This window comes from Erythrobacter sp. S227 (genome assembly GCF_057364925.1).
Genome location: NZ_CP200280.1, coordinates 2,018,917 through 2,043,364, shown reverse-complemented (window position 1 = coordinate 2,043,364; position 24,448 = coordinate 2,018,917). Strand labels below are relative to the sequence as shown.

The 24,448-nt window shown below is 56.9% G+C and carries 21 protein-coding genes; 11 read left to right on the top strand and 10 right to left on the bottom strand.

All coding sequences use genetic code 11. The annotated features are described in order from the left end of the window. Positions 1-27: 27 nt before the first annotated feature. Positions 28-1,566 carry an alanine/glycine:cation symporter family protein gene (locus tag AC0V6Q_RS09560; RefSeq protein WP_486168152.1) on the bottom strand — a complete coding sequence of 513 codons (1,539 nt, stop codon included), beginning with the start codon at positions 1,564-1,566 and terminating at the stop codon, positions 28-30. A 311-nt stretch (positions 1,567-1,877) separates the two neighbouring features. Here AC0V6Q_RS09560 and secE point away from each other — a divergent pair, with 311 nt between their 5' ends. The 3 genes from secE to AC0V6Q_RS09545 are packed head-to-tail and all read left to right on the top strand — an operon-like array spanning position 1,878 to position 2,916. Then, on the top strand, positions 1,878-2,129 hold the full coding sequence (gene secE, locus AC0V6Q_RS09555) for a preprotein translocase subunit SecE (RefSeq protein ID WP_486168151.1): 252 nt from the start codon (positions 1,878-1,880) through the stop codon (positions 2,127-2,129). 38 nt (positions 2,130-2,167) lie between these two features. Then, complete coding sequence (gene nusG, locus AC0V6Q_RS09550; RefSeq protein ID WP_486168150.1) at positions 2,168-2,704, top strand: transcription termination/antitermination protein NusG; 537 nt, start codon at positions 2,168-2,170, stop codon at positions 2,702-2,704. Positions 2,705-2,724: 20 nt separating this feature from the next. Further along, on the top strand, positions 2,725-2,916 hold the full coding sequence (locus AC0V6Q_RS09545) for a hypothetical protein (RefSeq protein WP_486168149.1): 192 nt from the start codon (positions 2,725-2,727) through the stop codon (positions 2,914-2,916). Between the two features lie 5 nt (positions 2,917-2,921). Here the strand turns inward: AC0V6Q_RS09545 and AC0V6Q_RS09540 are convergent, their stop codons facing one another. Further along, positions 2,922-3,587: a PspA/IM30 family protein gene (locus tag AC0V6Q_RS09540; RefSeq protein WP_486168148.1), complete on the bottom strand. Its 666-nt coding sequence runs from the start codon at positions 3,585-3,587 to the stop codon at positions 2,922-2,924. Positions 3,588-3,865: 278 nt separating this feature from the next. Here AC0V6Q_RS09540 and rplK point away from each other — a divergent pair, with 278 nt between their 5' ends. Together rplK and rplA are read left to right on the top strand one after the other, a co-directional pair. After that, positions 3,866-4,294 carry a 50S ribosomal protein L11 gene (gene rplK, locus AC0V6Q_RS09535; RefSeq protein WP_486156075.1) on the top strand — a complete coding sequence of 143 codons (429 nt, stop codon included), beginning with the start codon at positions 3,866-3,868 and terminating at the stop codon, positions 4,292-4,294. A 4-nt stretch (positions 4,295-4,298) separates the two neighbouring features. Next, positions 4,299-4,991 (top strand): 50S ribosomal protein L1, encoded by a 693-nt coding sequence (gene rplA, locus AC0V6Q_RS09530; RefSeq protein ID WP_486168147.1) that lies wholly within the window; start codon positions 4,299-4,301, stop codon positions 4,989-4,991. Positions 4,992-5,112: 121 nt separating this feature from the next. Here the strand turns inward: rplA and AC0V6Q_RS09525 are convergent, their stop codons facing one another. The 3 genes from AC0V6Q_RS09525 to AC0V6Q_RS09515 form a co-directional block, all read right to left on the bottom strand. Then, entirely contained in the window at positions 5,113-5,538 is a 426-nt protein-coding gene (locus AC0V6Q_RS09525) for a hypothetical protein (RefSeq protein ID WP_486168146.1), read from the bottom strand. Between the two features lie 53 nt (positions 5,539-5,591). After that, complete coding sequence (locus AC0V6Q_RS09520; protein WP_486168145.1) at positions 5,592-6,365, bottom strand: competence/damage-inducible protein A; 774 nt, start codon at positions 6,363-6,365, stop codon at positions 5,592-5,594. A gap of 66 nt (positions 6,366-6,431) precedes the next feature. Continuing rightward, on the bottom strand, positions 6,432-7,943 hold the full coding sequence (locus AC0V6Q_RS09515) for a flavin-containing monooxygenase (protein WP_486168144.1): 1,512 nt from the start codon (positions 7,941-7,943) through the stop codon (positions 6,432-6,434). A 124-nt stretch (positions 7,944-8,067) separates the two neighbouring features. Here AC0V6Q_RS09515 and AC0V6Q_RS09510 point away from each other — a divergent pair, with 124 nt between their 5' ends. Further along, positions 8,068-10,083, top strand: coding sequence for a TonB-dependent receptor (locus tag AC0V6Q_RS09510; RefSeq protein WP_486168143.1), 2,016 nt, complete (start codon positions 8,068-8,070; stop codon positions 10,081-10,083). A gap of 209 nt (positions 10,084-10,292) precedes the next feature. Beyond that, complete coding sequence (locus AC0V6Q_RS09505) at positions 10,293-12,860, top strand: TonB-dependent receptor (RefSeq protein ID WP_486168142.1); 2,568 nt, start codon at positions 10,293-10,295, stop codon at positions 12,858-12,860. Between the two features lie 121 nt (positions 12,861-12,981). Here the strand turns inward: AC0V6Q_RS09505 and AC0V6Q_RS09500 are convergent, their stop codons facing one another. Together AC0V6Q_RS09500 and AC0V6Q_RS09495 are read right to left on the bottom strand one after the other, a co-directional pair. Beyond that, positions 12,982-14,145, bottom strand: coding sequence for an acyl-CoA dehydrogenase family protein (locus tag AC0V6Q_RS09500; RefSeq protein WP_486168141.1), 1,164 nt, complete (start codon positions 14,143-14,145; stop codon positions 12,982-12,984). Positions 14,146-14,211: 66 nt separating this feature from the next. Further along, positions 14,212-14,973, bottom strand: coding sequence for a crotonase/enoyl-CoA hydratase family protein (locus AC0V6Q_RS09495; RefSeq protein WP_486168140.1), 762 nt, complete (start codon positions 14,971-14,973; stop codon positions 14,212-14,214). Positions 14,974-15,100: 127 nt separating this feature from the next. On the opposite strand from AC0V6Q_RS09495, the gene AC0V6Q_RS09490 reads away from it, so the two are divergent. After that, positions 15,101-16,369 (top strand): acetyl-CoA C-acetyltransferase, encoded by a 1,269-nt coding sequence (locus AC0V6Q_RS09490; RefSeq protein ID WP_486168139.1) that lies wholly within the window; start codon positions 15,101-15,103, stop codon positions 16,367-16,369. Then, positions 16,369-17,907: an acetyl-CoA acetyltransferase gene (locus AC0V6Q_RS09485; protein ID WP_486168138.1), complete on the top strand. Its 1,539-nt coding sequence runs from the start codon at positions 16,369-16,371 to the stop codon at positions 17,905-17,907. Before AC0V6Q_RS09490 ends, AC0V6Q_RS09485 begins: the two co-directional genes overlap by 1 nt. On the opposite strand, the gene AC0V6Q_RS09480 is transcribed toward AC0V6Q_RS09485, so the two are convergent. Continuing rightward, entirely contained in the window at positions 17,904-18,548 is a 645-nt protein-coding gene (locus AC0V6Q_RS09480) for a carboxymuconolactone decarboxylase family protein (RefSeq protein ID WP_486168137.1), read from the bottom strand. The genes AC0V6Q_RS09485 and AC0V6Q_RS09480 overlap by 4 nt on opposite strands. Then, the gene (locus tag AC0V6Q_RS09475) at positions 18,548-19,084 is read right to left on the bottom strand and encodes a VOC family protein (protein ID WP_486168136.1); all 537 of its coding nucleotides are present in this window, start codon (positions 19,082-19,084) and stop codon (positions 18,548-18,550) included. Before AC0V6Q_RS09475 ends, AC0V6Q_RS09480 begins: the two co-directional genes overlap by 1 nt. Positions 19,085-19,232: 148 nt before the next feature. On the opposite strand from AC0V6Q_RS09475, the gene hppD reads away from it, so the two are divergent. After that, positions 19,233-20,354 carry a 4-hydroxyphenylpyruvate dioxygenase gene (hppD, locus tag AC0V6Q_RS09470; RefSeq protein ID WP_486168135.1) on the top strand — a complete coding sequence of 374 codons (1,122 nt, stop codon included), beginning with the start codon at positions 19,233-19,235 and terminating at the stop codon, positions 20,352-20,354. Further along, entirely contained in the window at positions 20,351-20,911 is a 561-nt protein-coding gene (locus AC0V6Q_RS09465) for a VOC family protein (protein WP_486168134.1), read from the top strand. The genes hppD and AC0V6Q_RS09465 overlap by 4 nt, the downstream gene beginning before the upstream one ends. Positions 20,912-21,000: 89 nt before the next feature. Here the strand turns inward: AC0V6Q_RS09465 and AC0V6Q_RS09460 are convergent, their stop codons facing one another. Then, positions 21,001-24,351 carry a TonB-dependent receptor domain-containing protein gene (locus tag AC0V6Q_RS09460; protein WP_486168133.1) on the bottom strand — a complete coding sequence of 1,117 codons (3,351 nt, stop codon included), beginning with the start codon at positions 24,349-24,351 and terminating at the stop codon, positions 21,001-21,003. Positions 24,352-24,448 lie beyond the last annotated feature (97 nt).

The window sequence follows — 24,448 nt, the reverse complement described above, 5'->3', positions numbered from 1 at the left end:
TTTTCCGGTTTAGGAGTTGTCTGGAGCCTAGTATTCCTCAGGCTCTTCGGGCGTGTCTGCCGTATGTGTCGGCCCTGCATCACGCATCCCTTGCGCCAGTTTGAACACCACACCTGAAAGCAGCAGCAGCGCCACAAGGTTGGGCAAGGCCATCGCCGCGTTGGAAATGTCGCCAAGGCGCCAAACCAGGGTGAGGTCCTGGGTCGAGCCGACATAAATCACCACGCACCACAACACGCGCCAGATCATGTGCAAGACCTTCTCACCGCCGCGGGTCGAGCCCGGGATGCGGTCATAGATGAACGTGATCGCCCGCTCGCCGTAATAGCTCCAGGTGAGCAAAGTGGTGAACACGAACAGGATCAGAGCCGTCGATGCGATAAGCGTGCCCAGAGGGATCGCAGCGATCTCGAACGGGAAGGCTGCTGCAAAAGCGCCGCTTGTCATCGCGAAGCCTTGAAGGTCGCTTTCATAGGCGTGTGCCACAGCTGCGCCGCCATTGCTGAAATCGCCCTGTACGGTGAGGATCACCAGCGCCGTCATGGTGCAGATCACGATCGTATCAATGAAACAGCCAAGCATCGCCATGCGACCTTGCTGTTCCGGATCGTTGGTCTGTGCCACAGCGTGCGCGATTGGGGTGGAGCCCTGTCCGCTTTCATTAGAGAACAGCCCGCGCGCAACACCGGCTCGGATCGCCAAAGCAATCATCGCGCCGGTAAATCCGCCCGCTGCTGCATCAAAGCCAAACGCGCCGCGGAAGATCAGACTGAAGGTCGCGGGGATATCCTGAATGTTCAGAATAAGAGCGATGACAGCCATGACGATGTACGCTGCGGCCATGAAGGGAATAACTTTCTCCGCAACGCCGCCGATGGACTTGATGCCGCCGATGATGACGACGAAAACGGCGACCGCTACGATCAATCCGCCCAGCCATTCTTCGATACCGAACAATTCATTGAGGCCGTCCGCCACGGCGTTTGCCTGAATGGAGTTACCGGTCACCATCGCTGAGAACAATGTGCCAAGGCAGAATACGATCGCAAGCCAGGTGAATTTGGGGCCAAGGCCAATCATGATGTAGCTCATCGGGCCGCCGCGATAGACCCCGTCAGAGGTTTTCTCGCGGTATCGGATCGCAAGCGAACCTTCGGCAAAGGCAAGCGCCATGCCGATTAGGGCGGTGATCCACATCCAGAAAATCGCGCCAGGCCCACCCAGCGCAATCGCGGTGGCAACGCCTGCAAGGTTACCTGTGCCCACCTGTCCCGAGAGCGCGGTTGAAAGCGCGGCAAAGGGTGAGATCTCCCCGTCGCCTTCGCTTTTGCGGCCCTTGAACAGGCCCGCAAAGGCGCTGCCCAATTGGCGGATAGGGTAAAATTTGAGGCCGAACATGATGTAAAGCCCTGCGCCAAGCAGGATGATCACCATCGGCGGGATGGGATTGCCAGCAATCGACAACCAGGAAAGCGTCTCGCCATTCCAGGTCCCTCCCCAGATGAAGTCAGAGATGTTAGTGACGTGATCGATCAGGCTCATCGACCCGTTATCTGCTGCGGCCATTGTGTGTGAAATCCCCGTTTGCTTCTCTCTATGCCGCGTCGACCTGTTGTGTAAGGTGGCCAATCGTCAGGCTGTATGAGCCATACGCTATCGCCGCGAGGCGCGGCTGGCTAGGGGAAATGAGCGTGCCACTGCGAATTGGCGTCAATAGGCTACACACCCTTGCCATCGACGCGGAAACGCCCTAATTGGGCCCGAATTCCGACATTGGTAGAGATTAGAGCCAGCCCGAGACCTTGTTCCCGGCGGCGATGAGCCCTACCTGAAAGCCGGAAAAAACGACATTCACGCGTAGCTGAGAGATTAAGTACATGGCTGAGGAACCAAAGGCCCCTGAAGCGAAGGGAGCAGCAAAGGCAGCGCAAAAGAAGCGCAAGACCTCGGTCCCCGAGTTTGTAAATCAGGTGCGCACCGAGACGAGCAAGGTTGTGTGGCCCACCCGCGAAGAGACAGTGCGCACTGCGATCTTTGTCTTCATCTTCATGGTGGTGCTCGCCCTGTTCTTCTTTGGTGTCGACAGCCTGTTCAACGCCGTTGTGAATTTTCTTCTCACGCTTGCATAACGCAGGCGCATTAGCGCTTTTTTCAAGGACAATTTTCCATGTCTCGTTGGTATATCATCCACGCCTATTCCGGTTTTGAAAACAAGGTCAAAGAAGCGATTATCGCGGAAGCCGAGCGTCTTGGCCTGACCGAGGGTGTCGAGGAAATCGAAGTTCCAACCGAAACCGTGACCGAAGTGAAACGCGGTAAAAAGGTTCAAGTCGAGCGCAAGTTTATGCCGGGCTACGTGCTTGCCAAACTGCGCATGAACGATGACATCTATCACCTCGTCAAGAACACGCCGAAGGTGACGGGCTTCCTTGGCAACAACAACAAGCCACAACCGATCAGCGAGCGCGAGGCTGCGCGCTACTTTGGCGGCGTTGAAGAAGCGAAAGCTGCGCCCAAGCAGGATATCAGCGTCGATTATGAAATCGGCGACTCAGTCAAAGTGCTCGACGGGCCGTTTGCAAGCTTCAACGGTGTGGTCGAAGAGCTCGACTTTGATAAAGCCAAGGTCAAGGTCAGCGTTTCGATCTTTGGCCGCGCAACGCCTGTTGAACTGGACTTTGAACAGGTCGAACTGGTCAAGTAAGCGCTGTTTGTGGGCATACGGTGAAGACCAGCCCCCGCATCTGCAATCGCAAGAAACGGTTTGCGACGCGTGCAGCGGCCGAAGAGGTCGCAGCCCGCGCGGACGTGACCTTGCGCGCATACAAATGCGAGCTGTGCCACCAATACCACCTCACCAGCCGGACCAAGGGCATGAAAACCCCGGCTTTTGAGCTGGCTAGGCGGACACGCTGATCACCTTACTTCGATTTTCGGCGCGCGCTTTTGGCAGGTGTACTTCCGCCGCGAAGCGCCTCGAGTTCTTTCTCGATCATCTCCTTGCGGCGCAGTTCCTCGATGTCGCGGCTGACCGCTGCCTCGGAAACGCTGGGTGACATCTCGTCGGTCGCGAATTCGGCGCGTTTTTGCAGCTTGTTGATTTTGGCGATGCGCTTGTCGGTTCTCGAACCCTTTGCGGTGCCCGAGGAAGTGGTTGCACCTGCGGCCTGATCCTGCGCACGCTGGCGGGCGTCTTCGCGCTTCACTTCCAGATCGCCAATAGCCTCTTCAATCGCATCCAGTTCGGCCTTTACGATGGCTCCTTCGCGTTTCACCGATTCCATAATCTCGCGGCAATCCTCGCGCGCCATGAGAGCCTGACGGGCAAGTGCCTCGTCACCGTTCTCCATGGCGGTCTTCGCTTTATCGCCCCAGTCGGCTTCGCGCATCTCGTTCTGGACGTATTTCGCCTCAAGCTCCTTCAACCGCGCCTTAGCCTTCGCCTTGTCCCCTTCAAGTGCAACGATGGAGCCCTCAATCTCGCGTTGGAGATTGTGCAGCAATTTGGCCGGGTTTGCGGCGGAATCGACCAGTGCGGTGACATTGCTGGAGACGATATCTTTGAGTTTGATTGCAGCGTTGAGCATCGGAAAAAGACCCCCTTGGGATGGCACAGTGATTGGCACGGTTATACTTTCTTCGAGGGCATAGCTGGTCTGTGTTAACAAACCTTGTCGCAGTTTTCTGGTCGCCTGCCCTTTAGGGGTGAATTGTCTTGCGCCAGCCGCACAAATCGCTATGTGCGCCTATTCGCATTTACGGTGCGATTCCGTGCGGGAGGCTCTCAATTTCGAGAACTGTTTGACCGCTTAACATGAGCCCGCCTCGACACGAAGCGGGCAACAGTGAGAAAAGGAGGCCTCTCATGGCCAAGAAAATCGAGGGCTATATCAAGCTCCAGGTGCCTGCTGGCACCGCTAACCCGTCACCGCCAATCGGCCCGGCTCTGGGTCAGCGCGGCGTCAACATCATGGAATTCTGCAAGGCGTTTAACGCTGCCACACAGGACCTTGAGAAAAACGCGCCGATCCCCACTACGATCACGGTTTACGCAGACCGCTCGTTCACCTTCACCACGAAGAGCCCGCCCGCTTCTTTCCTTCTCAAGAAGGCTGCGAAGATCAAATCGGGTTCTGGTGAGCCGAACAAGAACAAGGTCGGCAAAATCTCCCGCGCTCAGCTCGCTGAAATTGCAGAGGTCAAAATGAAAGACCTCAACGCAAATGACATCGACGCTGCTGTCAAGATTATCGAAGGCTCCGCACGCGCGATGGGCCTCGAGGTGGAGGGCTAGGACCATGGCGAAACTGACGAAAAAGCAAAAAGTTCGTGCAGAGCTCGATTTAGAAAAGCTCTACACCGTTGACGAAGCCATCGCGACACTGCGCGAGCACAAGGCGAAGTTTGACGAAACCGTTGAGCTGGCAATGAACCTTGGCGTTGACCCACGTCACGCTGACCAAATGGTTCGCGGCATGGTCTCGCTGCCATCGGGCACCGGTAAAGACGTGAAGGTTGCTGTGTTTGCGCGCGGTGACAACGCTGAGAAAGCCACGGCTGCTGGCGCTGACAAGGTTGGTGCTGAAGACCTCATGGAAGACATGCAAAACGGCAACCTCGATTACGACCGCGTGATCGCAACCCCTGACATGATGGGCGTTGTGGGTCGTCTGGGTAAAGTGCTTGGTCCAAAAGGCCTCATGCCAAACCCGAAGCTCGGCACGGTCACTCCTAATGTTGAGCAAGCCGTCAAGGACGCCAAGGGCGGCCAGGTTGAGTTCCGCGTTGAGAAGCAGGGCATCATCCACACCGGCATCGGCAAGCTCTCGTTTGACGATGCAGCGCTGAAGGCCAACTTCGAAGCGCTCACCCAAGCGGTTGTGAAGGCCAAGCCATCGGGCGCCAAAGGCAAATACGTCCAGAAGGTCTCACTGACCTCAACCATGGGCCCAGGCCTCAAGGTCGACCTTGGCGAGGTAGAAGGCGCGTAAATCGCGCTCGATTAGCGAGGCGTTAGCGTAAAGACGCGCGCCTTTCCTACTTCAAGTGAATATGAAAGGGGCTGGAAGCGTAATGCTTCCGGCCCCTTTTCCGTTGCTGCCTTTTTGGGGCCTAGTCGCTGGCTTTGTCTGACCAGATCAGCAGTAACAGCGCAGTGATGATGAAGATCGCAATTCCGGACAAAAGCCATGGATTTATGAACCACTGCTCACCCCATTCAAACTCGCCGCGGTTCATTCGGGCCCAACCGCCAAAGTGCTGACGCACAGCAACGCCAAGCCCGAAGATGGCAAACACAGCCGACATATATCGCACCAGCCAGAACTTGAGATCGGGCATCAGAAGCAGCAGGCCGAGCAGGCCAATGATCGTTCGCTGCGCCCGGCAATAGGGGCAGTTGTAGACCAGCTCCATCAGGTCCACCGACCAGGTGCCTGCGCAAATGAGGATAGCAAGAAGCCCAACCCAAATGCGGTGTTTGAGCAAGATGCTTGGCAAATCGGTAAAGTGGGCAAGGGCCCCTGTGTTGTTCGTCATATGACCCCTCGAAACTTATTGTGACTGCTGGCGCTGTCGTAACAGCTTTGCTCTTAAATTCCGCCTGGCGTGAAATCGAGGCCGTTGGTCGCGAGCCCATCGGTCAGGCTGTCGACCGCGCTTTTTACGGTTTCTGCATCGGTGGAGCGGATGACAAAGTTTGCGCCAACGCGCCCCTCGCGAAAGAAAGGGTAGGAACCGATTTGACACCCTTCGTGCGCTTCTTCGACTTCGCGCAAAAGGTCGGCAATCTCGCTTTCAGCGGTCCAGCAGCCGATGGTCTCTGACAGCAAAGGCGCACCGCCCTCCAGCTGCCCGGTGAGCGCATCAAGCATGCCGGCCGCGATATGCGGGACGCCTGCCATGACAAAGATATTGCCATGACGAATGCCGGGAGCGCCCGACTTCTTGTTGCGGATAAGCTCTGCGCCGTCAGGTACACGCGCCATGCGAAGGCGGCCTTCATTGAGCCCGCCGCGACCCTCATAATAGCCCTCGAGAATGGAGCGCGCCTCCGGGTGGATCACGACGTCCACGCCGAGGGCTTTCGCGACAGCATCAACCGTGATGTCATCATGGGTCGGCCCGATGCCGCCCGTGGTGAAGAGATAGTCATTGTCCGCGCGAAGGGCGTTTACGGCCTCTACGATTTTGTCTTCATCATCGGCCACCACGCGCACTTCGGCCAGACGAATGCCTTGCACCTGAAGCCAGGTTGCGATTTGTCCGATGTTCTTATCGTGTGTACGGCCCGAAAGGATCTCATCACCGATGATGACGAGGCCTGCGGTCCAGATTTTTGCGTGCTTGGGGTCGGGGGAGGTCATGAGACATCGCTTAAGCGAAGTGCCTCATGAAATCCATTCCAAACACCCAACTCGGTTGGGAGGCTTTTACTCAGCCGCCTCAAGCTGCTCGTCCGGGCTTTGCGCATTGGCTCCGGCACGTGAGAAAGTGAGAATACCGTCATCGACCGGATCGCTTGCCATGCGCTTCTTATCAAGGACATATTCCTGATTAAGCCGCCAAGGATACTCGGTCGCATTCTTCGGATTGATATCCTTCGCGCGGTTCAGATATCCGCTCGAAAAATCGCCAAAGATATCTTCATCGACGATATTCGCCCTGATCGCCGGGGTCATCACCGGATTGACAATATCTGATCCCTTGGCGCGCATTTTGTTGAGCACACGGCAGACAAAGTCGGAGTTGATGTCTGCGCGCAGGGTCCAGCTTGCGTTGATGTAACCGAACACGACCGCCAGGTTGGGAAGGTCGGAGTACATGCAACCTTTGTAGTAATAGCGCTGAGAGAAATCGACGGGTTGGTCGTTCACGCTCACTTTGATCTTGCCTGCGATCGCAAGCTTGAGGCCGGTTGCGGTGACGATAATGTCTGCTTCAAGAAGGTCGCCCGACTTCAAACGGATGCCATTCTTTTCAAAGCCTGCAATGTGGTCGGTAACGACCTCGGCCTTGCCCGCTTTCATCGCCTCGAACAAATCGTCGTCTGGCACAAGGCACAGGCGCTGTTCCCAAGGATTGTAAGGCGGTGTGAAAGCATCTTTGTCGAAGCCGGGGCCAAGCGCTTTCTCGATACCTTTATAAAGTGCCTCTTTGACTTTCTCCGGCTTCTCGCGGGCGCGTTTGAAAGCAAAATCCTGAAAGCGGATGTTCTTGAAGCGGGTGATGGCATAGGCGACGCGTTCGGGCAGGACCTTGCGCAAGAAGTTGGCAACGCCGTCTTTGGCAGGCCTTGCAAACATCCAGGTCGGCGTGCGTTGGAGCATCGTGACCTTTTCAGCCTTGTCCGACATCGACGGGACAATAGTCACGGCCGTTGCGCCAGAGCCAATCACCACGACTCTCTTGCCAGTGTAATCCAGGTCTTCAGGCCAGAATTGCGGGTGGATCACCTGGCCTTCAAAGTCGCCAAGCTCAAAACCTGCATCGTAAGGCTCATCATAGTCGTAATAGCCCGAGCCAAGATACAGGAAGTTAGCGGTGAGATGGGTGCGCGATCCATCGTTAAGCTCCATTTCGACATGCCATCGCGCTTCGTCTTCGCGGAAATTGGCACTGATGACCTTGTGGCCAAAGCGGATGCGCTCACGGATTTTGCGGTCATCCACGATCTTGTTGAGATAGTCGAGGATCGCAGGCGCATCCGCGATGCTCTTCTCGTGACGCCATGGCTCGAAATCAAAGCCAAGCGTGTGCATGTCGCTGTCTGAACGGATGCCGGGATAGCGGAACAGGTCCCATGTGCCGCCCAGATTTTCGCGCCGCTCGACAATCGTAAAGGTATGATCTGGCGCCTTCATCTGCATGTGTGCTGCCATGCCGATGCCGGAAATGCCTGCGCCAACAATCAGGACGTCAAAGTCGGGTGGTGTCGCTAACATGTGTTTTCTCTCTCCAGTTGACGTGAAGGTAAGCACAAGGGACCGTCAAAAGCGAGTCATGATTGCAAAAAGCAACTTACTTTTGGTTGCTTTGGGGCCAATGATGGCGCTACGCGCGGCAGCTATGAAGACCCCCTTATGGCTGTCAGCCTCCTCCATTCTTGCCCTTTGTATTCCTTTTTCTGCCAGTGCGCAGGAGGAGGACAACACCCCGGAAATCGTCGTAACCGGTGAAGGGCTTGAACCCGCGCTGTCGAACATTGTTTATTCGACCGTAGAAATCGACCGCGAGGCGATCGTCTCGACCGGTTCGGGCAGGCTTGAAGATGTGCTTTCCAATGTGGCCGGTTTTCAGCAGTTTCGCCGCTCCGACAGCCGTTCTTCCAATCCCACAGCCCAAGGTGTCACATTGCGGGCGCTGGGTGGAAATGCCACGAGCCGCGCTCTGGTATTGCTGGACGGGGTGCCGATTGCTGAACCGTTCTTTGGCTACATCCCGCTTTCGTCGATTTCGCCCGATACGCTTTCCAACATCCGCGTGACGCGCGGGGGCGGTTCGGGGCCGTTTGGGGCAGGCGCTTTGGCTGGCACAATCGAGTTGGAGAGCGCTGGGCCCGCGGCATTGGGCAATGCTACGGCAAGCCTACTGGTTAATAACCGCGAAGAGACGGAGCTTACGGGCGCTGTGGCTCAAGACCTTGGCGGTGGCTTTGCAGTCATAAGCGGACGATGGGACCGCGGGCAGGGGTTTTTCACCGCGCCAGACGAACAACGCGTTCCGGCAAGCGCGCGCGCTGCGTTTGATAGCTGGCAGGTGGGTCTTCGCGCCGTTGCTCCGCTTTCACCCGATGTGGAACTGCAGGCCCGGGCGAGCGCTTTTGATGACGGACGCACCCTTCGTTTTGAAGGTGCTGATTCAAACCATCGCGGACAAGATGCCAGCCTTCGAATCGTCGGGCGCGGCGATTGGCAGTTTGATGCGCTCGCCTATGTGCAGGCGCGCAATTTCGACAATGTGATCATCAGCTCGACCCGTTTTGTAAAAGTGCTGGACCAACGCAATACGCCTTCGACCGGGCTCGGTGGCAAGATTGAATTGCGCCCGCCCGTGGCCGAAGGTCATGATGTGCGTATTGGTGCCGACTACCGCCGCAGCGATGGCGAGCTTCAAGAGGATGCGTTCAGCGCTTTCACCGGAAACTTGCGCGAAAGCCGTCGTGCTGGCGGAGTGAACAGCAATCTGGGTTTCTTCGTAGAAGATGATTGGTCCATCGGTCCCATAGTTCTAACGGGAGGCCTTCGTGCTGACCACACGCTCATCGAAGACGGCTTTTTTCGCGCGGTCAATGCAACCGGCGCTTTGGTGAGCGAGACCATCGCCCCTGACCGCTCAGACTGGGCAGTAAGCTGGCGTGCAGGCGGTAGTGTCAATGTGAGCCGCGGACTTAGCCTTCGTGCAGCCGCCTACACCGGTCTTCGCTTGCCCACATTGAACGAACTCTACCGCCCCTTTGTGGTCTTTCCTGTTGTCACACAGGCCAATGCAGAGCTGGAGAACGAGCGGCTTGAAGGCTTTGAACTTGGCTTTGACTGGCAGCCATCGCGCAACGCTGTTGTATCGCTCACCGCTTTCGACAACCGCGTTAAGAATGCCATCGCGAATGTCACGCTGGAACCAAACCTGCGACAACGCCAGAATCTGCCAGCTATTGATGCGACCGGGATTGAAGGAACGCTTGCGCTACAATTTGGCTCGGTAAGTCTTGATACATCGCTTGCCTACACCGATGCGACGATTGATGGCGAAGGCGCTTCAATCGCGCTGAATGACAATCGTCCGCCACAAACACCCGAGTTTGCCGCATCAGCGACTTTGGCTTGGGAGCCATCTGAAGGCGTCCGGCTTGCGGGCACTCTGCGACATGTTGGCTCGCAGTTCGAGGATGATCAGGAAGCCGATGTCCTGCCTGCTTCAACAACGCTCAACCTGTTTGCGCAATTGCCCTTGAGCGATGCAATCTCGCTTATAGCGCGAGCAGAGAACGTATTTGATGAAACGATTGTGACCCGCAATGCGAGTGGGGCAATTGATCTTGGTGTGCCAAGAACCGTGTGGTTTGGTGTCAGTGTGGGGCTCTAACTTTCACGCAAATCCTGGCGCTGGGCTGAAACAAAATTCCCTACCGAACGAAAGTGTCGCACATATGCTGCGCTGCAGCGTAAATTGTGGCATTTTTGCATCATCAGCGCGATAACTAACTGAGGTCCCTTGGCAAGTGGGACACCGCTGATAGTCTCTTCTTTGGAAACCATTCTGGCATACACCAGATGGATGTGGAGAGAGAAAATATGACACGCAAGCTTGCCGCCTATGCGGCTGGCCTTATGGCCTGTAGTTCATTCACAGCACCAGCATTCGCACAGGACGGAGAGGCGGCTGCCACGCCCGAGGCGGATGATAACGTCATTATCGTGACGGCGACGCGCCGTGCGCAGGACGTTCAGGATATTCCGCTGGCTGTGACAGCGGTTGGCCCTGCCCAGCTTGAACGCCAAGGCGTAAACGAGATCAGAGACGTCACTGCGGTGGCGCCAAGCTTCTCGAGCACGACCGCGCAAACCGCCGCCGGTTCGGTGGTGCTTCGTGTCCGCGGTGTTGGTACGACTTCCAACAACATCGGATTTGAGTCCGCGGTCGGTATCTTTATCGATGGCGCTTATCAGTCACGTCCCGGCGTTGCCCTCGGCGAATTTGTCGATATCGAGCGGGTCGAGGTTCTACGCGGGCCGCAAGGCACACTGTTTGGCCGTAACACCTCGGCAGGCGCGTTGAACATTACAACTGTCCGCCCGGACTTGGGAGAGTTTGGCGGCTTCGCAAACGCAACCTACGGCCGGTTTGACGAGATGAGCCTCCAAGGCGCGGTCAACCTCCCGATTGTGGAAGACACACTGGCGCTGCGCCTTACCGGTGCCTATCGTAAACGCGACGGTGCGATTGCAGTTGTTGATGCGACCGGCACCCAGTTCGACGACACCAATGACACTGACCGCTATCTTGTTCGCGGCCAAATCGGTTGGGAAACCGATAGCGGCTTCAGAGGCCGCATTATTGGTGACTATTCAAACAACCAGTCGAGTGCCGGTGTTGCAACATCGGTTTTCGAAACACCGATTGCCCCGTTTTATGCGGCGGTCGGCCTTCCGGGGAATGGTGGTCAGCCTCTGGGCAACTTTGCGACCAATCCTTTCGATCAGGCAGGATTTGACGAAGCGGCACAGGACCGTGCGGTCGCAGCAACCTTTGCTCCGAGGGCAGATGTCGACAATTGGGGCGTTCTTGGAGAATTCGAGCATCCGATTGGAGACAATGCGGAGGCGATCTTCATCGCGTCCTACCGCAAATTTGACGCGGAAGAGTTTTACGATTCGGACTTCTCTGCGGTCGATGTTTTCAACGTCGAACTGCTTACAGAGATTGAGACCTTCACTGCCGAACTGCGTTTTCAGGGGGAAGCGTTTGATGGCCGCCTAAACTGGCTCGTTGGTGGGTACTATTCCGACGAACAAATCGAGGCGAACAACTCGTTTTTCCTCGAGGAAGACTATGGTGAATACATCGGCGCTTTGTTCGCAGGTCTTTCAGGCGGGGCAACACTCGGAACGCTGGGAGCCAATCCGCTGACCGCGTTGACGGGCTTTGATCCGGCAGGCTCGTTCAGCACAAACCGGTTTACCCAGGAGGCTGAGAGCTGGTCGATCTTCACGCATAACAGCTTTGAAATAACCGATGGCCTCGAGTTTACCGTTGGTCTTCGGTACACCGATGAAAGCAAGTCGGGCGGATTTGCGCAGGTCGCGAACTCCAATGATGTGTGCAACGCTCTTGTCCCTGGCTTTCTTGATGGGTCAATTCCAGGCGCATTAGGACCGCTAGCACCGCTCGCATTGGGAACCGGGTGTTTTGGCTTCACGGCCCCGGCCGACCTTCCAGCGTCGGCGGTTCTTCCGCTGCCGCAGACTTTCCAGGCCGATTTTAATGATGATGAACTCATCTACACAGTCAAATTGGGCTACGAAATCACTCCGGACATCAGCACCTATGCCAGCTTCACTCACGGCATTAAGGCGGGTGGTATCAACCTCGATACAACCGCAGGCGTTTTGGGCGCAGACCCGACCTTCCTTTCGGAAGAAGTCGATGCCTATGAGGTCGGTCTGAAAGCGCGTTTGCTTGATGATGCGGTCACCCTGAACGTCGCTGGTTTCCACCAGGAGTTTTCGAACTTCCAGGTTCTGGAATTTACAGGCGCTGCCTTTGAATCGTTCAACGTGCCCGAAGCGCTGACGACCGGTGTCGAGATTGAAAGCGTCATTCGCCCGAGTGACAATTGGACTTTCAACCTTGGCGCGACGATCCTGGATGCGCGTTATCCCGATGATTGCGCAGGCGACCTGACCAGCGTGACGGTTCTGTCGCTATGCGGCAATGACCTCACCAATGCGGCAGAAGTCACGGCTATCGCCGGGGCTCTGTACGAAACTGAGCTCAGCGACACGCTTGAATTCTTCGCCGCAGGGCAAATCCGGATAGTGTCAGATGAGCGGACTTCTACCCAGGCGATCGTTCCGCCTGCACAAGGAGCGACTATCGCTGAAACGCAGGCTGCGATTGATGCAGCGCCGCTGATTGTTGCCGATGTTCAGGATTCGAACATCAAGATCAATCTGCGCGCTGGTATTCGCACCTTCGATGAACGCGTATCGCTTGAATTCTACGTCCTCAACCTCACGAATGAGATCACACGGGGCGTGACCTTCAACAACGTGCTTCGTGGGACCGGGGCGATCAACGCCCGCTCGAGCTTCACCCTCGAACCTCGCACCTATGGCGCGACGATCCGGACGAAGTTCTAAGCGTTCTAAGCCAAACACGAAAGGGGGTGATCCGGGCAACCGGGTGACCCCCTTTTTTTGGCCCTAAAAAAGGCCGCCCGGTTTCCCGAGCGGCCTCTTTAAATGTCTCTGATCAATCAGCTTACATGCTGCGCGCGATCAGCATTTTCATCACTTCGTTTGAACCGCCAAAGATCCGCGTGATGCGGCTGTCGCGGTACATTTTGGCGATGGGGTATTCGTTGATGTAGCCGGCGCCGCCATGAAGCTGGAGGCATTTGTCGACGACTTCGCCCTGCAGCTCGGTGCACCAGTATTTGGCCATCGAAGCGGTCGCAACATCAAGCTCGCCTTTAAGCAGCTTTGCGATGCAATCGTTGACGAACACCCGCGCAGCTGTGCCGCGCGCTTTGAGGTCGGCGAGCACGAATTGCGTGTTCTGGAAGTCCCAGATTGTTTGACCAAACGCCTTGCGGCTCTTCACATAGTCAACGGTGGTGTCGAGCGCTTTTTCGATGCCAGTGCAGGCGCCCATGGCGATCACCAGGCGTTCCTGAGGAAGCTCGCCCATCAACTGATAAAAGCCTTTGCCTTCAACGCCGCCAAGCACGTTTTCAGCTGGCACGAAGACATTATCGAAGAACAGTTCCGAAGTGTCCGCTGCATCAAGCCCGATCTTGTCAAGTTTCTTGCCGCGCTGGAACCCTTCTGCGCCTTCTGTTTCGAGCAGCATCAAGGAGATGCCTTTGGCGCGCTCATTCGGGTCGGTCTTGGCGACGACTACGATGAAGTCAGCGGTCTGGCCGTTCGAGATGTAGGTTTTCGCGCCGTTGATGCGGTAGCCATTACCGTCTTTGAGAGCGGTGGTGGTAATAGACTGAAGATCGGAACCAACGCCCGGCTCAGTCATCGCAATCGCGCTGACGAGTTCACCTGTTACAAGCTTTGGCAGATATTTCTGCTTTTGCTCTTCGGTGCCGTGGCGCACGAGGTATGGGAGGATGATGGTATTGTGCAAGCTGGCCGCAAAGCCATCGACTTCATGCTTCGCCTGTTGGTCGATCACGACCATATCGTGGCGAAAGTCGCCGCCGTGGCCGCCATATTGCTCCGGAACCGAAACGCCTAGAAGGCCAGCGGCTCCCGCCTCGTTCCAAAACTCGCGTTCTACTTGCCCCTCATCGCGCCATTTCTGAACGCGCTTTTCAGGGGCGTGTTGCTGATAAAATTTGCCAACCGCGTCTGCGAAGATCGCAATCTCTTCGTCTTCCATGAACTCGGGCTGCGCTACGTCAATGACGGGCATTTCTCTCTCCTTGAATCCCTTGTCTACATACGGAGGGGCACCCTCGAAAGACGCCCCCTCGTCACATTATTTACCCTTCCAATTGGGCGCGCGTTTTTCAGCAAATGCAGCCGCACCTTCACGGGCATCTTCTGACACGAAGACAGGCGCGATGAGCTTACCCTGGTTGGTGTAGCGATCTTCCATCGCCCAGCCGCGCGATTCCTTGATAATCTGCTTTGACACACGCACGGCCAATGGACCATTGGCAGCAATCTTGGCCGCCAGCGCTTTTGCGCCTTCCAATGCAGAGCCATCGGTAACGGTGTTGATGAGGCCGAGTTCATAAGCGCGCTCAGCATCAATAAAATCGCCGGTGAGCGAGAGTTCCATCGCAATCCGCTCAGGGATTTGGTCAGGCAACATCATCACCCCGCCAGCTGCCGCCACAAGGCCACGCTTCACTTCGGGGATGCCGAATTTTGCGCCTGAATTGGCGACCACAAGGTCACATGCAATCATCAGCTCAAGACCGCCAGCAAGCGCATAGCCTTCAACTGCGGCGATCAGAGGCTTTGAAGGAGGGGCCTGCACAACGCCGCCAAATCCGCGTCCTTCGACGCTCGGCGTTTCGCCGCGAAGAAAGCCTTTGAGGTCCATGCCAGAACAGAACGTGCCGCCAGCACCGGTCAGAATGCCAACGCGCAAATCGTCTTCGGCGTCGAGGCGGTCCATGGCTGCCGCAATGCCTTCGGCTGCCGCCTTGGTCATGGCATTCTTCGCCTCGGGACGGTTGATAGTGACGATCAGTACGCCGTCTTCGACCTGTGTTAGAACTTCTTCACTCACCTGTGGCTCTCCCTATCACTTTTGACATTTCAAATTGAAACTCAATTCTTGTGTATGGAGTGCAGAGGCTTTACGCACCCGTCAACCGCATTTTCGATAAAAACGAGTTCTAGGGAAGAGAGATACCATGGCTGAAGCATATATCGTCGACGCAGTGCGCACCCCGCGCGGAATTGGCAAAGTGGGCAAAGGCGCGCTCGCGGGTCAACACCCACAGCATTTGGCTGCAACTTGTCTCAAAGCGATTGCAGAGCGCAACAATCTCGACACCTCAACCGTCGGCGATGTGGTTTGGTCAACCTCTTCACAAGAAGGCAAGCAAGGCGGCGACATGGGCCGCATGGCGGCGCTTGATGCGGGCTATGATGTGACCTCTTCGGGCATGACGCTTGACCGTTTCTGCGGGGGCGGCATCACTTCGGTGAACCTTGCAGCTGCGCTTATCATGAGCGGCATGGAAGATTGCGTTGTGGCAGGCGGCACAGAGATGATGAGCCTTACCTCGTCGATGATGCAGGAAAAAATGCAGGCAGGCATCATGCCGCTTGGCATGGGCAGTGGCAATGAACGCCTCGCCAAAACCCATCCGCAAACCCAGCAAGGCATTTGCGGCGATGCGATTGCCACCATCGAAGGCTTCACCCGCGAAGAGCTCGATATGGTTGCGTTCAAAAGCCAGGAGAACGCCGCGCGCGCGATCGAAGAAGGCCGCTTTGACAAGTCACTCGTCCCGGTGATCGACGACGACGGCAACGTCGTGCTCGACAAGGAAGAGTTTCCAAAGCCTGGCACCACCATGGAAATCCTCGGCCAACTGCCTGCGTCATTTGAGAAAATGGCTGGCATGTCCATGGGCGAAGGCAAGCCGACCTTTGTGGGTATGATCAATCAGAAATACCCTGACCTTGAGGTCAAGCACTTCCATGGTCCGGGCAACTCATCGGGCGTTGTGGACGGCGCAGCGGCCGTGCTGGTTTGCTCTAAAGAGTATTGCGAAGCCAATGGCCTCAAACCACGCGCCCGCGTTGTTGCCACGGCCAATATGGGCGATTGCCCAACGCTGATGCTCAACGCGCCGGTTCCCGCAGCTAAGAAAGTGCTCGAAAAAGCAGGGCTTACGACCGACGATATCGACCTGTTCGAAATCAACGAAGCGTTTGCCGTTGTGACGGCTAAGTTCATGAAGGACCTGGATCTCGATTGGGACCGCGTGAATGTGAACGGCGGCTCTATCGCACTTGGCCACCCTATCGGTGCGACCGGCTCGATCCTGATCGGCACCATTGTCGACGAGCTTGAGCGCCGCGAGGGTCGCTATGGTCTTGTCACCATGTGTGCAGCGGGCGGCATGGCCCCTGCGATCATCGTCGAGCGTATCGAAGACTTCGTAGACTGATGATAGCTGACAACACGCCGGTCATCATTGGCGTCGGCCAGTTTTCGCACAAAGTGACCGACCCGGATTACACGCCCCTTTCCTATGCTGATTTGGGCGGCCGGGCCTTGGCCGATGCAATTGCCGATTGCGGCGCTGCCAACACCGATGGGCAGGTTGCAGGCGCAATTGATACACTTTCGGTCATCCGCGCATTTGAAATGTCGCGCGCTGATCGAAAGCCGCCTTTTGGCGCGCCCGATAACATACCGGCGGCCTTTGCCTCGCGCGTGGGGGCAACGCCTGAGCGGCTGATCCTCTCCTCCACAGGCGGGCAAACCAATCAGCAAATGCTGGGCGAATTTGCCGTCGATATTGCCGAAGGGCACAACCAATGCGCTGCGATTGTCGGGTCAGAGGCGATCTCAACTGCGCTTGCTCTGGCGGCCAAAGGCGAAACACCGGATTGGTCGGAAACCCACGGCGGGACCCATGAAGACCGCGGGCTTGGCGTTGAAGATTTGATGGAGATGGAATTGTTCGCCCACGGCGCGACCGGTGCCATCCCGCTTTATGCGCTGGCCGAAAATGCGCGGCGGGCAAAGCTTGGCCTGTCGCTTGAGGAATATCGCCTCAAGATCGGTGAGCTGTTTGAACCATTCACGCGAGTAGCAGCAAATAATCCGCATTCCGCAGCGCCTGTTGAACGCACCGCTGAGGAACTGGCAACCGTCACGACACGCAACCGCATCGTCGCTGAACCCTACACCCGCATGACGGTGGCGCGCGATCAGGTAAACCAGGCCGCTGCGATTATCGTCGCCAGCGCGGCAAAGGCGCGCGAGCTTGGCGTTCCCGAAGACAAATGGGTGCACATCCACTCCATTACTTCGTCAACCGAGCTAAAGCTTATCAAACGGCCTGAGCTTGAGGGTAATCCTGCCTCGATCGCCAGTGTCGAGGCGGCGCTTTCGATGGCGGGTAAAAGCTTTGATGCAATCGATATCATCGATTTCTATTCCTGCTTTGCGATCCCCGTGTTCAACCAATGCGACCATTTTGGCCTCGCCGTGGATGACAGCCGAGGGCTGACGCTGACAGGCGGATTGCCGTTCTTCGGCGGCGCCGGAAACAATTATTCAGCCCACGCCATTTGCGAAGCGGTGGCGCGGGTCCGTGCAGCCCCCGGCAAAACCGCATTAGTCGGCGCCAATGGCGGGTGGATGAGCAAATATTCAACCGGCATTTATTCGACGGCACCTGCCGATTGGTCGGACGCATCTGCGCGCGTCGCAAAGCTTGAAAAGGCCACCAATGCGGTGCCCGTTTGCAAGGGCGACTATGCCGAGGCTGTGGTCGAAACCTACACGATCAACCGCAACAAAAAGGGTGATGTGGCTGTTTTTATCGGGCGCAATGCTGATGGAGAGCGGGTCGCGGGCAATGCGGATCTGAGCCATGAGGCAACTGCTGCGCTGTTCGAAGGCGGTATGCCGTTTGGCGCGAAGCTTTCGGTGACGCGCGAAGACAAAGGGCGTTTCGTCGGGCGGGCGGTTTAGCCCTTCTCCTCCCTATTCCCGCCAAGGAAGTCGAGCGCATCAAAGCCCTCTGGCGCAGGCACCTCGACAATCGGATCATCGCGGTCGTCAAACTCCGTGCGCAGCGCCCGGCTCATCACCGCGTGCATCATATAGAGGCTGGTGACGTAAGTGAGCTCCATGATCTCTTCGTCAGAAAACTCAGCTTTGAGCGCATCGAACAGGCTATCAGGCACCCGCCCTTGGTGCATCACGAGGCGGTCGGCATAAGCAAGCACGAGGCGCTCTTTGGCACTGTAACAAGTCGCGGTTTGCCAAGTGGGCAGGGCCTCAATCCTCTCTTCCGGGTAAGCGAGACCGCGCAAGGACTTGCAGTGCTGCGAAAACACAAACTGGCTTCCAGTCGCCCAACCCGCCCAAGTCTGGCCAAGCTCGCGAAGCACGGGGTCGAGCTTCCTTTTGGGCGAGCGGTAATAGGCAAAGCCTTGTGCTGCGTGTGCTAACGCCTCTGGAGAATTGGCGAACACGGTCCACCAATCCCCGGGTGTGCCGGTGGCGGTGCCGGGTTCAGCGACCGGATCGCGATCTCCGAACAGTAGCTTGTAAAGAGGGAGAACGCTTGCGTCGGCTTCGGCCTTGGGGACTTGTTTGAGGCGCGGCATCAGGCGGGCTCCACTCGGTCATTGGCGGTTGCGGGTTTGTGCGCGATGTCCTCAGGGCCAAAGCTCTTGGTGGTCGCGGCAAACTCCAGCATGATGCCATTGGGATCGGTGAAATAGACGCTGCGCACAAAGACACCCTCGTGCATTTCCTGCGTCATGCCTATCTTGCTATCATCGTGGTTGATGACTGCGTGCGTGTGCTCGACACCCGCTTCTTGCAGGCGGTCGAGCGCTGCCTCAAGCTCGCTTTCCTCCATGTCGAAGGCCAAGTGGTTCATCGAGCCCACGGCTGTTTTCGCGTCGTAGGGAAAGGCTTTGACTGAGGCGATGCCGGGTGCCGCTGGCGGTCCATCGGCCCACCAGAAGAACGCCACTGCATTCCCGCCTCCGCAATCGAAGAAGAAGTGCTGACCCCCGCCCGGAAGCTCGACCGTCTTGAACAGCGGCATATTGAGCACCTGCTCGTAGAATTGCACCGTTTCTTCCATATCGCGGCACACCAGAGCGATGTGATTGATTCCCTTGGTTTTGATCATTTGGCCTCACCTCTCGGGGGCAATCCTGCCCGCAAAGGCGATGCGGTTCAATTGACAAAAGCGCGCTCTGAGATTAAATAGTTTCAAAAGAAACTATATTTCGTTGATTCCCCGCTACGGCAGCGTTCATCAAATTAAGGCATCACATATGACCCTTCACCCCGGCGATCTCTTCGAAAACCCCGCTGGTCTTGACGGCTTTGAGTTCGTCGAATTCTCCGCGCCTGAGAAGGGTATGCTGGAGCCTGTGTTCGAGAGCATGGGCTTCACCCACATCGCCAACCACCGCTCGAAGGATGTGGCTTTGTGGCGTCAGGGCGGGATCAACCTTGTGGTCAATTATGAGCCCAAGTCCGCCGCATGGTATTTCGCGCGCGAACACGGCCCCGGTGCCTGCGGCATGGCCTTCCGCGTGCGTGATGCGGCCAAGGCTTATGCTCACGTGATCGAGCAAGGCGCAGAGCCCGTTGCTAATGCTCCCGGCCCCATGGAGCTTAGCATCCCCGCCATCCGCGGCATCGGCGGCTCGATCCTCTACTTCGTTGACCGCTATGCTGATGAAGGCGGCGAGGGCCTCTCGATCTATGACATCGACTTTGAGTATCTTCCCGGCGTCGACAAGCATCCGGAAGGCTGCGGCTTCAAGCTGATCGACCACCTCACCCACAACGTTTATGGCGGGCGCATGGCCTATTGGGCCGACTTTTATGAGAAGCTCTTCAACTTCCAGGAAATCCGCTATTTCGACATCAAGGGCGAATACACCGGCCTCACTTCGAAAGCACTGACCGCGCCTGACGGCAAGATCCGCATCCCGCTCAACGAAGAGGGCGAGAACGGCAAGGGCCAGATCGAGGAATACCTGCGCGAATATAACGGCGAGGGCATCCAGCACATTGCGCTCATCTGCGACGATATCGTGGCGGCATGGGACCGCCTTAAGAAGCTAGACGTGCCGTTCATGACAGCGCCGCCCGAGACATATTATGCAATGCTGTCCGAGCGCCTCCCCGGTCACGGTCAGGACGAGAGCGAACTCAAATCACGCGGTATCCTCCTCGATGGCACAACCGAAGGCGGCGCACCGCGCCTGCTGCTGCAAATCTTCGCAGAACCGCGCATTGGCCCTGTGTTCTTCGAGTTCATCCAGCGCGTGGGTGACTACAAAGACGGCTTTGGTGAAGGCAACTTCAAAGCCCTTTTCGAGAGCATCGAACGCGACCAAATCGCGCGCGGTGTGCTGAACGCTCAAGAGGAGCCTGCCGAATGACACACCCCGTCAAACTAGGCGGCGTCCACCACACAGCGCTTCGCTGCAAGGACGCCAAGGAAACGGTCGAGTGGTATTCCCGAGTGCTAGGCATGGAGTACACCACCGCCTTTGCCGAGGATCATGTGCCCTCAACGGGCGAGTATGATCCATACATGCACGTCTTCCTCGATGCAGGGAATGGCAACATCCTTGCCTTCTTTGAACTACCCAACCAGCCCGACATGGGCCGCGATGAGAACACGCCTGCTTGGGTGCAGCACTTCGCATTCAAAGTCGGGTCAGAGGAAGAACTCCTCGCGGCCAAAGCGCATATCGAAGCTGAAGGCATCGACGTGCTCGGCCCCACGCACCACGGCATCTTCAAGTCGATCTATTTCTTCGACCCCAACGGCCACCGCGTAGAGCTTGCTGCCGACATTGGCACACACGAGCAATACGCCGAGCTTAAACGCGTTGCACCCACAATGCTTGACGAATGGAGCAAGACCAAAACGGCACCGCGCCATGCCGATTGGCTGCATGAGATTGCCAGACAAGAACACGGCAACGCCTGAATACGGCCACTTGTCATTTCAATGAAAAAGGGGCGCGAAGGTTTTATCTTCGCGCCCCTTTCTTGCATGATGAGCCTGGAAGGCCGGGCTTAGAAGCCGCCTGAGATACCCAGGAAGAAGAACCGTCCGCGTGGACCAACGGGGCGCGCGAGGCTCCCGAGGAATGGTGTGCGGTCGAACACGTTGTTCACTCCGCCAAACACCTGCACGTTATCCTTCACGTCATAAGTGAAGTTGAAGTCATGCTCGAACGCGTTTCCGGTGCGGAACTGCGATGGATCGAGCAGGCCGGTGTTTTCAGACACCACGACTTCGCCGCTGACGATTTCGACATCGGTGCTGGCCGCGTTGGAGCGTTGCAGCGTGTTGTCTTCGAAACGGGTTCTCCAACCAACGCTCCAATTGTCATTGCGCCAGTTGAGACCGAAGTTCACGATCCAGTCCGGGTTGCCGATGACGCCCAGAAGGTCGCTCACGGTCGCTTGGTCTGTGATCAGCAATTCCTGTTGAAGCGGATCCGTTTCATTCGCGATGGTTTCGCCAATGACCGGGTCGCTTTCGGTGAAGCGTTCGAGGAAGTGCGAACCCGCAGCTGTCAGCTGGAATACACCCAAGTCACCATTGCCAAACGGCGCATCGAATTCATACCGTACTTCAAAGTCGATTCCGCGAGCCCGCAAGAACGCTAGGTTGATGTTGCCTGATGTAAAGCCGGAAATCGCACCGCCATTGTTCGGGTTACGCTGAATTGCGTCGCAGAACTGGTTGTCGGTCGATGGCAAATCAACACATGCGTTGGCAATCGCCTGACCCGTCAGGCTGCCGACAGCGTCCGTGATTTCGATGTCGTAATAGTCGGCAATAACCACCAGACCATCAAGCGCACCCCTTGGTTCAAAGATACCGCCTATCGTGAAGCTGTCCGAGGTTTCCTCGATCAGGTTGGGGTTGCCGCCGGTTGTGCCGGTGACAAACGCGGTAAGGAAGTCGGAGCTGTCGAAGCCTGCTGCGACAAACTCGGCGCAGTTTGCCGGACGGTTCGCACTTCCGTTGTTGATGTTGCCATCATCACAAGGGTCAGCGTCCACACCGATGAAAGCTGCGGTTTGTGGGCCGAAAAGCTCACCAATGTTAGGCGCACGGATGGCCCGCGAGTAGGTACCGCGAAGGGTCAGCCATTCGACCGGGCTGTAGATTGCACCGAACGAATAGGTCTCTGTGCTTCCGATCGTGTTGTAATCGGAATAGCGACCCGTTGCCGAGATTTCGAGAAGCTCAACAAACGGCATGTCTGCCAGCAGCGGAAGCCTGATTTCGCCAAAACCCTCATAGACCGTGATGCCCTGACCATCAGTGGGCGATGGGTTAATCACAACGCTGTTGTTGGTGATCACATCGCCTTCGATTTGGAAGAAGGCATCGGGTACGAACTGCGAGGTGTCTTTGCGATATTCAAAGCCTGCCGCAAAGCCGATAGGACCACCGGGAAGCTCAAAGAAGTGCCCGGTGTCGCCAGAGAGAACCGCGAGGAACTGTTGCTGTTCGATGGTTGTCGTGTCGAGCAGGTTGGGGAAGGCGAACGCTGCGCCATCACCGCTGATCGAGTTTGGTCCCAGAATGTTGATCGGTGCACACTGTCCATCAAGAATTTGATAGGTGACAGGCCTCGTCAAACCGCTGACGTCCACGCCATTGATGATCGTGCCATCTGCGAACAGCGGCGGGCCACCAACGAAAAGAGCGCCAGGCGACGGGTTGCCGGTTACTTCAGAACGGCAAACAATATCACCGACCTGCGCAGTGCCAGCATCGATAGCGATATTCTCACCGTTGCGGATGGCGTTCAAGGTGCCCGGACCGTTACCGCCAAATGCGGCAATCGGGTCGGTTCCATCAAGGTTGCCAGCGGTCAGCGCGACGGCGTCAATCGCCGCGAAATAGCGGTCGTTTACACGGGCGCTGCGGAAGGTGTCGTCCACCTCGGTGCGGCCCCATGTGTATGTCGCTTCAAGCGCGATATTGTTGTCCGGCGACTCCCAACGAAGGCCACCCGATGCGCGGATGGTCGAGCGTTCAATATCGGTGCCCGAACCGATCTCAGAGCCGAGATTGTCGCGGGCAACAAAGATGCTGGGCGTGTCCGGACCCAGCGCATCCACAACCGCAATCTGGTCGACCAATGCTTGTGGCAAGAACGGGTTGTCGAGTGCGATTGGAATATCGTCCGAGAATGGAATGCCAGCGATATTGCTGGTTTCGACATAGGAGAATTTCGCATCTGCAAAGAATGTGAGATTTGGCGCAATCTCATAATCCACGCCCGCGGCCGCGTTGAACCGTGTCAGCTCTGGAATAAGCGTGAGACCCGGCGCCGTTTCACCAATAGCGATGCCATCGCCGCCGCTCGCGTTGAATGCCCCGGTTGAAATGCCGGGATTAAACGCCCGCAGGTTTCCACTGGCGTCGATAATCTGAAGCACAGGAATAGAGGTGCCCGGTATGTTGGGGACAGTGTCTGTCTCCGGGTTAAAGTTGGAAACGAACGACAGCAACTGGCCAAACGGGAACGCAAACGGGGTTGGGTCAAGCGCGATGGTAGAACCAGCACTAGACACCGGAAGCGTGCGGTTAGGGACAAAGGCGTTCTCTGCATCGGGATCGAGGCCCAAGATACCGTTCAAGAATGCGTTGCTCGGGTTGAACGAGGAGAAACCGGGCCCTGCAAAATCAGGGCGGTCGCGGTTGAGGATCGATGTGGAGTGCGAGTATTCAACTGCGAAGACCGCGCTGCCGCGTCCATCGTTGAAGGTCCCGCCCCCTGCTACCGAGCCGAAGAATTCCTCTGCATCGCCTTCGTCGCTGATCCCGCCTTGGAGACGGTATTCAATACCGTCGAAATCACGGCCGTCGCGCATGATATAGTTCACAACGCCCGAAACAGCGTCTGCGCCGTAAACGCCAGAAGCGCCGCCGGTTAAGACTTCGACATTGGCGATAAGCGCCGATGGAATTGAGCCGACATCAACCGTCGCGGTACCTTCGATGCCCGGCACGTGGCGGCGTCCATCCTGAAGCACCAGCGTCCGGTTCGTGCCCAGTTGGCGCAGGTTGAGCGTGCTGGCACCAGTCAGAGCAAGGCCTTGCGCGTCTGAAAGTGTCGCTGGGTCTGAACCTTGAAGTGCGGGCAGCTCGCGCAGCGTTTGCGAGATGTCGATTTCACCGGCTGCCCGAAGGTTTTCGGCCGTGATGACTTGAACAGGGCTGGGCAGAGAAGTGGTCGAATCTGTCGCGATGCGCGAACCGGTTACGACAATCTGATTGCTTTGCTCCTCCTCTTGCTCACCCGAAGCGGTGGTAACATCCTGAGCGAGAGCGGAAAACGGAACAGTGCTGGCCGCCGCAAGCAGCAATGCTTGCGCCGAAAGTTGGAGAGGTTTCATCGGTACGTCCTTTTTTGTTCTGCCGTTATGCTCAATCGCTTCGCAAATGCTGTCAAGGAAGCGCGGCTAGAAAAGACCAATTCTGTCGCTCAGGTCG